At 73.0% G+C, this 10,206-nt stretch carries 16 protein-coding genes; 4 read left to right on the top strand and 12 right to left on the bottom strand.

All coding sequences use genetic code 11. The annotated features are described in order from the left end of the window. Positions 1-109: 109 nt before the first annotated feature. From AB0J40_RS14855 to AB0J40_RS14870, 4 genes are read left to right on the top strand one after another with little or no spacing between them, the layout of a single operon-like run. A complete protein-coding gene (locus AB0J40_RS14855) occupies positions 110-613 on the top strand; it encodes a VOC family protein (protein ID WP_364452452.1) in 504 nt (167 codons plus the stop codon). Between the two features lie 56 nt (positions 614-669). Beyond that, a complete protein-coding gene (locus tag AB0J40_RS14860; protein ID WP_364452454.1) occupies positions 670-1,242 on the top strand; it encodes a hypothetical protein in 573 nt (190 codons plus the stop codon). A 24-nt stretch (positions 1,243-1,266) separates the two neighbouring features. Further along, a complete protein-coding gene (locus tag AB0J40_RS14865) occupies positions 1,267-1,668 on the top strand; it encodes a CoA-binding protein (protein ID WP_364452456.1) in 402 nt (133 codons plus the stop codon). A gap of 46 nt (positions 1,669-1,714) precedes the next feature. After that, positions 1,715-2,434 (top strand): dienelactone hydrolase family protein, encoded by a 720-nt coding sequence (locus AB0J40_RS14870; protein ID WP_364452593.1) that lies wholly within the window; start codon positions 1,715-1,717, stop codon positions 2,432-2,434. Here the strand turns inward: AB0J40_RS14870 and AB0J40_RS14875 are convergent. The 12 genes from AB0J40_RS14875 to AB0J40_RS14930 all read right to left on the bottom strand — a co-directional run bounded on the left by AB0J40_RS14875 (position 2,431) and on the right by AB0J40_RS14930 (position 9,839). Next, complete coding sequence (locus AB0J40_RS14875; protein ID WP_364452459.1) at positions 2,431-2,958, bottom strand: NHL repeat-containing protein; 528 nt, start codon at positions 2,956-2,958, stop codon at positions 2,431-2,433. The genes AB0J40_RS14870 and AB0J40_RS14875 overlap by 4 nt on opposite strands. Before the next feature lie 74 nt (positions 2,959-3,032). Beyond that, the gene (locus AB0J40_RS14880) at positions 3,033-3,590 is read right to left on the bottom strand and encodes a GvpL/GvpF family gas vesicle protein (RefSeq protein WP_364452461.1); all 558 of its coding nucleotides are present in this window, start codon (positions 3,588-3,590) and stop codon (positions 3,033-3,035) included. Then, the gene (gvpJ, locus tag AB0J40_RS14885) at positions 3,587-3,904 is read right to left on the bottom strand and encodes a gas vesicle protein GvpJ (protein WP_364452464.1); all 318 of its coding nucleotides are present in this window, start codon (positions 3,902-3,904) and stop codon (positions 3,587-3,589) included. Before gvpJ (AB0J40_RS14885) ends, AB0J40_RS14880 begins: the two co-directional genes overlap by 4 nt. Next, positions 3,905-4,120 (bottom strand): gas vesicle protein GvpK, encoded by a 216-nt coding sequence (gene gvpK / locus AB0J40_RS14890; RefSeq protein WP_364452466.1) that lies wholly within the window; start codon positions 4,118-4,120, stop codon positions 3,905-3,907. Beyond that, positions 4,117-4,269 (bottom strand): gas vesicle protein GvpJ, encoded by a 153-nt coding sequence (gene gvpJ / locus AB0J40_RS14895; RefSeq protein WP_364452469.1) that lies wholly within the window; start codon positions 4,267-4,269, stop codon positions 4,117-4,119. Before gvpJ (AB0J40_RS14895) ends, gvpK begins: the two co-directional genes overlap by 4 nt. After that, the gene (locus AB0J40_RS14900) at positions 4,262-4,993 is read right to left on the bottom strand and encodes a GvpL/GvpF family gas vesicle protein (protein WP_364452471.1); all 732 of its coding nucleotides are present in this window, start codon (positions 4,991-4,993) and stop codon (positions 4,262-4,264) included. The genes gvpJ (AB0J40_RS14895) and AB0J40_RS14900 overlap by 8 nt, the downstream gene beginning before the upstream one ends. Next, positions 4,990-5,289 carry a gas vesicle protein gene (locus tag AB0J40_RS14905; RefSeq protein WP_364452473.1) on the bottom strand — a complete coding sequence of 100 codons (300 nt, stop codon included), beginning with the start codon at positions 5,287-5,289 and terminating at the stop codon, positions 4,990-4,992. Before AB0J40_RS14905 ends, AB0J40_RS14900 begins: the two co-directional genes overlap by 4 nt. A 17-nt stretch (positions 5,290-5,306) precedes the next feature. Continuing rightward, positions 5,307-5,711, bottom strand: coding sequence for a gas vesicle protein (locus tag AB0J40_RS14910; RefSeq protein WP_364452478.1), 405 nt, complete (start codon positions 5,709-5,711; stop codon positions 5,307-5,309). 109 nt (positions 5,712-5,820) lie between these two features. Continuing rightward, complete coding sequence (locus AB0J40_RS14915; RefSeq protein WP_364452480.1) at positions 5,821-6,501, bottom strand: response regulator transcription factor; 681 nt, start codon at positions 6,499-6,501, stop codon at positions 5,821-5,823. Further along, positions 6,501-7,880 (bottom strand): ATP-binding protein, encoded by a 1,380-nt coding sequence (locus tag AB0J40_RS14920; protein ID WP_364452483.1) that lies wholly within the window; start codon positions 7,878-7,880, stop codon positions 6,501-6,503. The genes AB0J40_RS14915 and AB0J40_RS14920 overlap by 1 nt, the downstream gene beginning before the upstream one ends. 29 nt (positions 7,881-7,909) lie before the next feature. After that, the gene (locus AB0J40_RS14925) at positions 7,910-8,617 is read right to left on the bottom strand and encodes a glutamine amidotransferase (protein ID WP_364452486.1); all 708 of its coding nucleotides are present in this window, start codon (positions 8,615-8,617) and stop codon (positions 7,910-7,912) included. Next, the gene (locus tag AB0J40_RS14930) at positions 8,610-9,839 is read right to left on the bottom strand and encodes a MurT ligase domain-containing protein (RefSeq protein ID WP_364452489.1); all 1,230 of its coding nucleotides are present in this window, start codon (positions 9,837-9,839) and stop codon (positions 8,610-8,612) included. Before AB0J40_RS14930 ends, AB0J40_RS14925 begins: the two co-directional genes overlap by 8 nt. Between the last annotated feature and the right edge of the window lie 367 nt (positions 9,840-10,206).

A 10,206-nucleotide genomic window follows, 5' to 3' on the forward strand; every position in this document is an offset into this window, starting at 1 on the left:
GCACAAGCCTCGGCGTTCCACCCAACGGAACTCTCGCCAGGCAACCTCTTGCGTGCGAGATAAACGCGGCGTACCGTCGACGACACCACCAGGAAGGGACGTGAGGGACATGGCACCGACCCAGACCGAGGTCGCCAAGCTGGCCGAGCTCCGCGACGAGCTGCGCGAGCGCCACCTGCGCCCGGCCGCCGAACGACCGGCGACGAACGGGCGCGGCATCCACCACACCGCGCTGATCTCCAGTGACGTCGAGCGGACCATCGAGTTCTACCAGGACATCCTGGGCTTCCCGCTCACCGAGCTGATCGAGAACCGCGACTACCCCGGTTCCAGCCACTTCTTCTTCGACGTCGGCAACGGCAACGCGGTCGCGTTCTTCGACCTGCCCGGCCTGGACCTCGGCCCGTACGCGGAAATCCTCGGTGGACTGCACCACCTGGCCCTGTCCGTCACGCCCGAACGGTGGAGCGCGATCAAGGACAAGCTCGACGAGGCCGGCGTGCGGTACCTGCTGGAGAGCAAGACTTCCATCTACCTGTCCGATCCGGACGGTGCCCGCGTCGAGCTGATCTCCGACCCGCTCGGCGAGATGTACGGCGAGAAGATCGGCTGAAAGCGTGTTCCGGACGCCGCGCGGCGTTTAGCCTGTGCGCGACGTCTGGAGGTCCGATGCCCGACTGGTCGCTTTCCCGCGCGAAGGCGCGGCTCGATCGCCGTGAACAGCTCGACGAACTGACCGCGCGCACCCGCTTCGAGGTCCGGCTGCACCTGAACGAGCCGGCGACGAACGGCGCCTACGACGAGCTCACGAGCATCTTCGCGATCGGGCACGGCGAGTGCGCCGCGCTGCTGGCGCACCACCGGCTGCTGCCGTGGTGGGAGCGCTCGCTGCTGTTCCGCTACGCGCGGCGGATGCACGGCAAGGCGATCACGCGCAGCGTCGGCGTGGTGCCCGCCGAAGTCGCGCCGCAGGCCGCCCGCGCGTTCGGCGCCGAGATCGCCGAGCTGGCCCCGGACTCCGGGGACACCGGCGCGAAGTACGACCTCCAGGGCCGTGGGCTGCTCACGGTGTTCCGCATCGCCGTCGGCGCCAAGGGCGCGGCCTGGCCCGACCAGCACGAGGTCGCGGTGACGTCCGCCCGCAACATCCTGACGTGCGCGGCGACCTTCGCCCGCCGCAAGCCGTGGCACGTGCTCTGGCCCGTCTACCGGGTCCGCGGCCTGCGGCTCTGGAAGCTTTGACGCCCGCCGCGCGTTCTCCTTGACATGAAGGCAGAGGAAATCCTCGAAGGCGCGAAGACGATCGCGGTGGTGGGCCTGAGCCGCGACCCGGCCAAGGCCGCGCACGGCGTGCCCGCGGTCCTGCAGGCGCACGGGTTCCGGATCATCCCGGTGCACCCGACGGCGACCGAGCTGCTCGGCGAGCAGGTCTACCGGTCGCTGAAGGACATCCCGGAGCCGGTCGACCTGGTCGACGTCTTCCGGCCGGCCCCCGAGGCGCCGGGCATCGCGCGCGAAGCCGTCGAGATCGGCGCGAAGGCGTTGTGGCTGCAGCAGGGCATCGTCTCCGCCGAGGCGCGCCGCATCGCCGAAGAAGGCGGGCTCGAGTACGTCGAGAACCGCTGCACCGCCGTGGTGCGCGCGACGGCCGCGATCTCGAAAAACTAGGCGGCACCCTGCGCCCGGCGGCCTATGCTCCGAGGCGATGACCACGCTGCTCACCACACCACTGCGGATCCGCACCCTCGACGGCGAGGCCGACGCCTTCGCCACCTTCCCCGCCGACGGGCCGCACCCGGGGGTGCTGATGTACCCGGACGGCTTCGGCATCCGTCCCGTGCTGCGGGAGATGGCCCGCGAACTGGCCGGCCACGGCTACTACGTGCTCGTCCCCAACCCCTTCTACCGGAACGGCCCGACCCCGCTGTTCGACCTTCCCGAGCACATCGGCGAAGAGGCCCGGCCGGCGATCTTCGCGCGGCTGATGCCCATGATCGAGGCGCACACCACCGAACGCGTCCGGCGTGACGCCGACGCCTTCCTCCGGTTCCTCCGCACCCGCCCCGAGGTCGGCCCCGGCCCCGTCGCGGTGACCGGCTACTGCATCGGCGGCCTCCTGGCGACGCGCACCGCCGCGGCCCACCCCGAGCAGGTGGCCGCGCTCGCCGCGTTCCACGCCCCGGTGCAGGCCGCCGGGCCCGACCTGCACCGGCTCACCGCCCGGGTGCACTTCGGCCACGCCGAAAGCGACCTGACGCCCGAGGCGCTCGGCGAGCTGAACGGGACCCTGGACGCCGCGGGCGTCGACTACACCTCCGAGAGCTACCCCGGCACCGTCCACGGCTTCACGATGTCCGACACCGACGCCTTCGACCCCGCCGCGCTGCGGCGGCACTGGGACCGCCTGCTGCCGCTGCTGGCCGGGCTCGCCTAGGCCGACGCTCCGAAGTGGACGATCCGGTGGTTGCCGGTCTCGGCGACCCAGATCCCGCCCACGCCGTCGTCGGCCATGTCGCGCGGGGAGCTGATCGGCTCGGTCGTGTCGGACAGCGCCGCGCCGGTGCGGGTGTCGAACCGGGCCACGCGCCCGGTGTCGTCGACCAGCAGCCGGCCGGCGTGGTCCAGCGCGAGCCCGCGCGGCCGGTCCAGGCCGCCGAACTCGCGCACGAACCCGCCCCACCACGAGAACTGCACCACGCGGCGGTTGCCGGTGTCGGCGACGTAGACGTGGCCCGCCGCGTCGACCGCGACCCCTTCCGGTGCCTTGAGCCGCCCCGCGAGGACGCGCACGAGCGCGCCGTCGCGGGTGAACGCCTGCACGCGGTCGTTGCCGGTGTCCGCCACCCACACGCGGCCGCGGACGTCGACGGCGATCCCGGACGGCGCGCGGAACCGGCCCGGCCCGGCGCCGGGACCGCCGAACGCGCGCGGGAGCGCCGCGACTTCACTGGTGGCCACGGCGTCAGGATCGCCGACCGCGAGCCACGGCGGCCAGTACCGGAAGGAGTGTTCAGCGACTGTTCGGCCGTCGCTCACCAGGTCCACCGCGAACACGTCCGCCGGTCCAGGAAGCTGTACGCGGGCAGCGGCCCGACCCAGTCGGCCTGGACGCCGCCGCGAGCCAACGCCGTGACCGCTTCGCGCACGACGAGCAGATCGCCCATCCCGACGAGGAACGCCCAGCGCTCGTCGGCGGACTCGCCCGCCGGCAGCGCCACGGAGTCGCGGGCCCGCTCGGCGACCTCGCTCAGCAGCACGTCGGAGCGGGCGGCCCGCCACGCCGAGCCGGGCTCGGTGAACCGCAGGCAGACGTGCACCTCGGCCAGGCCGTCGAGCCGGTCGAGGTCCGCGCGGTAGGTGCCGGCCGAGGGCGCGAGGACGTCGTCGCGGACGGCGTCCTCGTCGTCGGCCACCGTGCCGAACCGGACCGGCAGCACCGGCCCGCCCTCGACCAGCGCGGACACCACCGCCAGGTGCACGGCCGGGTCCGGTTCGGGTTCGCCGACGACCATGGCCAGGTCTTCCCAGCACACCGTCCGCGGCGCCCGCGGGTGCCCGGCGCGCACGACGCCGTAGAGCTGCAGCGTCACGGCTGCTCGACCGGGACCGCGGGCGCGGTCGGCACCGCGACCGCGGGGGTCGGCGGCGGGGGCGGGATGAGCCCGGTCGTCTGCCCGAGCCCTTGCGAGATCTGCCCGGGCGCGGGCGTGCTCTGCAGCCGCTGCATGGCTTCGAGGTAGCGGATGTAGGTGTCGACGCTGGCGATCACGATCCGCGCCTCGATCGCCAGCAGCTCGATCCCGATCACCGACACCCGGACCGAGGCGTCGATGACGAGTCCCTTGTCGAGCAGGATGTCGAGCGTGTCGGCGAGGCCGCCGCCGGTCTGTCCCGGTCTGGTCACCTAAAACCTTTCGTCGAGAACCGCGCGGAGCTCCTCGAACCGGAGGTCGAGCGCGATCAGGGCCTGGCCGAGGTCTTCGACCTGGGCGGGGGTGAGGGTCTCCATGCGCCGCAGCGCCTGTCGTTCGAGCACTTCGCGGAGGATGTCGAGCACGGTGACGACCAGGTGGCCGAGCCCGCGGCCGGCGTCGGCGGGGATCCGGACGGGCTCGCTCATCCGTCGAGCCCGAGCAGCAGCAGCCGCAGGTCGAGCCGCACCAGGTCGATCCCCGCGAGCGAGATGATCACATCCCCGGTCACGACGGCGCCGCGGTGCACGACCCGGTCGAGCAGGTCGGCGACGGACTCCACGGCGGCGTCAGCCATCGGCCGGCACGCCCAGCTCGACGTCGGTGAACGAGTACGGCGGCCACGGCCCCGACGTCTCCACCGTCGCGCCCGCCGCGCGCAGCTCGCGGGCGAACCACTCGAACTCCGCGTGGAACGCGGCCTCGCGCCCGGCTTCGACGAGGTAGGCGGTGTTGACCAGCACGCCGTGCGGCCGCGCCCGCTCGATGCTGTCGGCCGCGTGCCGGCGCAACGCGTCCTGGAGCCGCCCGGCCGCGCCGACGACGTCCTCGCGCGCCTGCTGGAGCGCCTTCAGCCGCTCGCGCCGGCGGACGAGGTACTGCGTGCCGGTCAGGCCCGCGGTGTCCGGCCGGGTGGTCGCGGCGGGCTCGACGTGCCGGACCCGCACACCCCATTCGCGGTGCCCCTCGACCTCGTCCAGGCAGTCCCTGGCCTGGTCGTAGGCGACCTCCAGGAGCCGTTTCACCGAGGCTTCGCCGTCGAGGACCGTGCCGAACCGCAGCGGCAGCACCGGTTCGTGGCGGAAGACCGCGCGCACGACGGCGTCGTGTTCGCGGGCCAGCTCGGCGAGCGCGCCGTCCACCTGGTCGAGCGTGTCGATCCGGTCGAAGCGCGCCGGGCTCACCTCCGAGACGACGACACCCAGGTCGCGGTAGCCGACGAGCCGGGGCGCCGGGCCGAGGTCCAGCCCGTCGCGGTTGCGGGTGATCGCGTAGGCGCAGAGCCAGTCGCGGGTGCTCACCGGGGTTCTTCCCTTCCGCTCGGCACGGGCAGCCGAGCCTCGAGTTCGGCGACGCGCGCCGCCAATTCGGTTCGCGCCAGTTCCTCCCGCGGCGCGTTCGGCGCGAAGAACGGGTCGTTCGTCCACCAGTCCATGCCCATTTCCCGGGCGGTCTGCGCGGAGGCGATGAAGAGCCGGATCCGCAGCGTCAGCAATTCGACGTCGACGACGCTGACGCCGATGTCGCCGGCTATCACGACGCCCTTGTCGAGCACGCGTTCCAGAATGTCCGCCAATGAATCGGACGAAGCGGCCAATCGTGTCACCCTTCCTTTCAGGAATCGGTGGTGCCCCGCGTGAACCGCCGCAGCCGTTCGCACGCGGTCAGCTCACCGGCGGCGTCGACGTCGACCCGGTAGGTGGCCAGCACACTGGTGGAGTCCGGGATCCGGGCCAGCTCGACGACGTCGACGAGCACGGACCAGCCGCCGTCGGCGCGGGTCCGGACCCCGGTCACGGCGTGCGGGGTCATCCCCGTGACCACGCCGAACTGTGCCGTCGCTTCGCGAATGGCGTCGACGGCACGAAGCCGGGAAACGGATTTCCCGGAGGTTTCCGGTATATTGTTGTTTTGGGCAAGGAACGGTTGCGGCGATTCCGTCATCGCTTTCCTGGTCTCGGGTGGGTGCCCACCGTAGCAACGGGCACAACCACGCGCAGGTGAGCAGCGGCACGGCATTTTTCACCGGTTCGCGGGAACGGCTGGGCGATCTGCGGCAACCGGCGGCGGCAAACGGCGCAGCACCGGCACGGCCAGCGGCACCAATTCCGGGATTTCCCCCGGAATATCACGATCGAGTAACGTCTACCAGCCGGTAGCCGACACCCCGGACCGTCTCGATGGTCCGGGTGCCGAACGGCACGTCGATCTTGCGCCGCAGGTACCCGATGTAGACCTCGACGACGTTCTCGTCACCGTCGTAGTGCGCGTCCCAGACGTGGCCCAGGATCTCGTTCTTCGTCAGCGCGGTTCCCGGGCGCCGCAACAGGAACTCCAGCAACCCGAACTCCCGCGCGGTCAGCTCGATCCGCGTCTGTCCCCTGTGGACGGTCCGGGCCGACGGGTCGAGCCGCAGGTCGCCCGCCTCCAGCACGGCGGGGCGGGCCGGCGCGCCGCGGCGCAGCAGCGCGCGCAGCCGGGCGATCAGCACGACGAAGGAGAACGGCTTGGACAGGTAGTCGTCGGCGCCGAGGTCGAACGCGTCGGCTTCGTCGTACTCGCCGTCCTTAGCGGTGAGCATCAGCACCGGCGTCCAGTTTTCGGCCGCGCGCAGGCGTTTCAGCACCTCGTAGCCGGACAGCTCGGGCAGCATGATGTCGAGCACGACGACGTCGTACTCCTGCTCGGTCGCCCGCCAGAGGCCTTCCTTGCCCGTGTGCGCGACGTCGACGGTGAAGCCCTCGGCGACCAGGCCGCGCCGCAGCGTCTCCGCGAACTCGCGCTCGTCCTCCACGATCAGCAGCCGCACTACTCCTCCTCCGGCAGTTCGAGCACCGGCAGCTCGAGCACGAACCGCGCGCCCGGCTCGTCCGACGCGGCGTACCGCGCGCTGCCGCCGTGGCGCGCCGCGATGCCCGCGACGATCGGCAGGCCCAGGCCGGTGCCGCCGTGTTCGCGCTGCCGCGACGCGTCGAGCCGGACGAACCGTTCGAAGATCCGGTCGCGGTCGGCTTCGGCGACGCCGGGGCCGTCGTCGCTCACCTCGACGACGGCGAGGTCGCCGCGCACCGAGCTGGCCACCCGGATGTGCGTGCGCGCGTGGCCGCGGGCGTTGTCGACCAGGTTCCGCACCGCCCGCCGCAGCTGGGCCTCGCTGCCGCGGACCTTCGCCGGCCCGGCGCGGACCTCGACGTCCAGCGCGCACTCGCCGCGGACCCGCTCGGCCTCGGCGCGCACGATGTCGTCGAGGTCGACCTCGGTGCGCGACGGCCGGTCGGTCGCGTCGTCGGTGCGGGCGAGCATGAGCAGGTCGTCGACGAGCTCGCGCAGCCGCGCGGTCTCGCGGGCGATCACCGGCACGAGGTCCTGCGCGCTTTCGGGGTGCCGCCCGGAGACGTCGAGCGCGGTGCTGATCGTGGACAGCGGCGAGCGCAGCTCGTGGCTGGCGTCCGCGACGAACCGGCGTTGCGCCGCCTGCGCCGACGCGAGCCGCCCGAGCATCTCGTTGAGCGTCACGGCCAGCCGGTGCACCTCGTCGCCGCCCGGCGGCAGCGGGACGCGGGCGGCGAGGTCGCGCGTCGAGATCTCGGCGACGGTCCGGCGCATCCGCTCGACCGGGCGCAGCGCCGAGCCGACCGCGCGGTAGACGGCCAGGCCGGAGATCGCCAGCAGCGGGATCGCGATCAGGCCGAGCAGCAGCGTCAGGCGCGTCGACGCCTCGGTGACCGGCTCCAGCGAGCGCGCGGAGATCACCGTGTACGGCCCACCCGGCCCGTTGACCTGCTGCGACACGACGCGGTAGTCGTCGCTGTCGCCGTTGAGGCCGAGCGGGAGGGTCTCGATGGCTTCCTGCCCGACGGCCGGGCGCGCGGCGGTCAGCGGCGGGTGCCCGACGATCGCCGGGTCGCTCGCGATCGGCACGCCCTGTGCGTTCAGGACCTGCGTGACGGCCTCGGTGTCGCCGGTGCTGGCGACGTCGGACGCGCTGAGGTCGCGCGCGCCCTCGCGGACGAGCTGGATGGCGACCTGGCGGCCGGTGCTGCGGGCACTCTCGGTGACGCTGCGGTCGAGCGACTCCTCGAGCAGCACCACGACCACCGCGAGCGCGGCCGCGATGGCCAGCGCGAGCGCCAGGACGGCCACCGCGGTGGTCCGCATCCGCACGCCGGTCGCGGCGATCAGTTTCACCGACTCAGCGTAACCAAGCGGAGCCGTCGTCACGACGTCCGTCGCCGGCGCGTGGCGGTGAGCCGTTCCCCGCGCAGGCGGTCGACCTCAGGCAGGTCCAGCGGCGGCAGCGGGTGCCCGGCCGTCCACGCCAGCAGCAGGTCCGCCAGCGCGGGGTTGCGGGCGAGCGCCGGGCCGTGCAGGTACGTGCCGACGACGTGGTCGGTCACCGCGCCTTCGGTGCCGTCGCCGTTGCCGGTGCCGCGCACGACGTGCCCGAGCGGCTTGCTGTCGGCGCCGAGTTTGCTGACGCCGAGGTGGTTTTCGAAGCCGGTGAGCGGCTCTCCCAGCTGCGTCGACGTCGCGACCAGTTCGGAGACGGCCCGGCGCTCGCCGGGCTCGGTGGTGACGTCGAGCAGGCCGAGGCCGTCGTGGTCGACGCCGTCGAGGCCGCGGAAGCGGGTGCCGAGCACCTGCAGGCCGGCGCAGACGCCGAAGACGACCGAGGCCGGCGTCAGGGCGCGCCGGTACTTGCGCAGGTGGGCCGCGGCCAGGGCCTGCGCGCCGTCCTCGCCGCCGCCGAGCAGGTAGAGGTCCAAAGTGGACGGTACCGGCTCGCCGAGCCCGACCGGCACGACCTCGGCGTCGAACCCGCGCCAGCGCAGCCGCTGGCAGAGGACCTGCGCGTTGCCGGAGTCGCCGTAGGTGCCGAGCACCTCCGGCAGCAGAAGTCCGATGTGGACGGTCGACTCAGGCACCGGGCAACCTGCCGACGAGGTCGCGGAAGGCGGTGTAGTTGGCGACGAGCTCGACGAAACCGGGCGGCAGCGCGTCGATCGCGGCGACCGGGTCGGGCTCGGCCCAGTGCGCGACCTCGGCGTAGCAGAGCCGGACGGCGAGGTCGGCGCACCGCTCGCCGGTGACGACGACCTGGCGGCCGCGGAGCCGTTCGAAGTGGACGTCCCAGAGCCAGGACAGGTCGCGGCCGTCGGCTTCCTGGGCGTTGACGGCGACGACGACGGGGGTGTCCTCGTCGAGCACGCGCAGCGTTTCCACCCAGCCGGCGGGGTTCTTGGCGAGCATGAGCCGCACGGAGTGCCGCGACCGCCGGATGGTCCGGTAGCGGCCGCCGATGTCGGTGATGGTCCGCAGCCGCGCGGCGGCGGTGTGCGGCGGAACCCCGAGCCGGTGCGCGGCGGCGAGCGCGAAGGCGGCGTTGGCGCGGTTGGCGTCGCCGGGGAGCCGAAGGTCCAGGTCGACGTGCCGGCCGCCGGGCGTGCGGACGAGGTCGCCGTCGAGGGTCCAGGCGGGCTCGGGGCGGGCGAGGCCGCAGGCGCAGCTCCAGTGGTCCTTGGTGTGGGCGATCAGGCCGTCGCAGCGGGGGCAGGCGGTGGAGTCGCCGGTCCAGCGGCGGCCGGTGCCGACCCAGACCTTCTTGCCGGCCTCGCCCGCCGCGGAGGTGACGAGAACGTCGTCGGAATTGGCGACGATCGTGGTTTCGGGATGGTTCTCGATCGCCTTGCGGAGATCCCGTTCGGTGGACCGCACCTCGCCGACGCGGTCGAGCTGGTCGCGGCTGAGGTTGAGCAGGACGAGAACGGCGGGATTCAGCTGGTCGGCAACCCAGGGGACATAGGTTTCATCGACTTCGAGAACGGCGTAGGGCGCTTCGGGGTGCGCGGCCAGGGCGGCGAGGACGCCGTCGGGCATGTTGGCGCCACCGCTGTTGGCGGCGACCTCGGCGAGGGCTTCGAGGGCTTTGGTGATCATGAGGGCGGTGGTGGTCTTGCCGTTGGTCCCGGTCACGAGGACGACGGTCCGGTCCTGCCCGAGGTGGGTGAGCGCGTGCGGATCGAGCGCGAGAGCGACCCGGCCACCGATGACGCCGCCCTGGCCGATACCGGCGCTGCGCGAGAGCCAGGCGGTGAGGCGCCCGGCGGTGACGGACGCGCGGGTACGAAGGGGGTTTCGGGCGGTCACCGGCTGGATGGTGCTCGGTGGGCGCTGTGAGTTTGCTGAGTCCGTGACCCGGGCCACCGGGTTGGGCGAACCGGCTTTGGTGGGGCGGGTCGGCCGGTCGCCTTCGTGGGCGGCGCGGGCTGGTCCGGCAGCGCCGGGCTGGACGCCACGAACGGGTCGTTCGCGAGGTTCGCGGGGGTTCGCAGCGGGCTGGGGGCCAAGTCCGGCCGCGCCGAGCTGGGCCGCACGGTTCACCACGTCGGACGAGATGGACGGGCCCCGCCGACACAGCCCCCGCCGACACAGCCCCCGCCGACACAGCCCCCGCCGACACAGCCCCCGCCGACACAGCCCCCGCCGACACAGCCCCCGCCGACACAGCCCCCGC

Source organism: Amycolatopsis sp. NPDC049691 (genome assembly GCF_040675005.1).
Lineage (GTDB): Bacteria > Actinomycetota > Actinomycetes > Mycobacteriales > Pseudonocardiaceae > Amycolatopsis.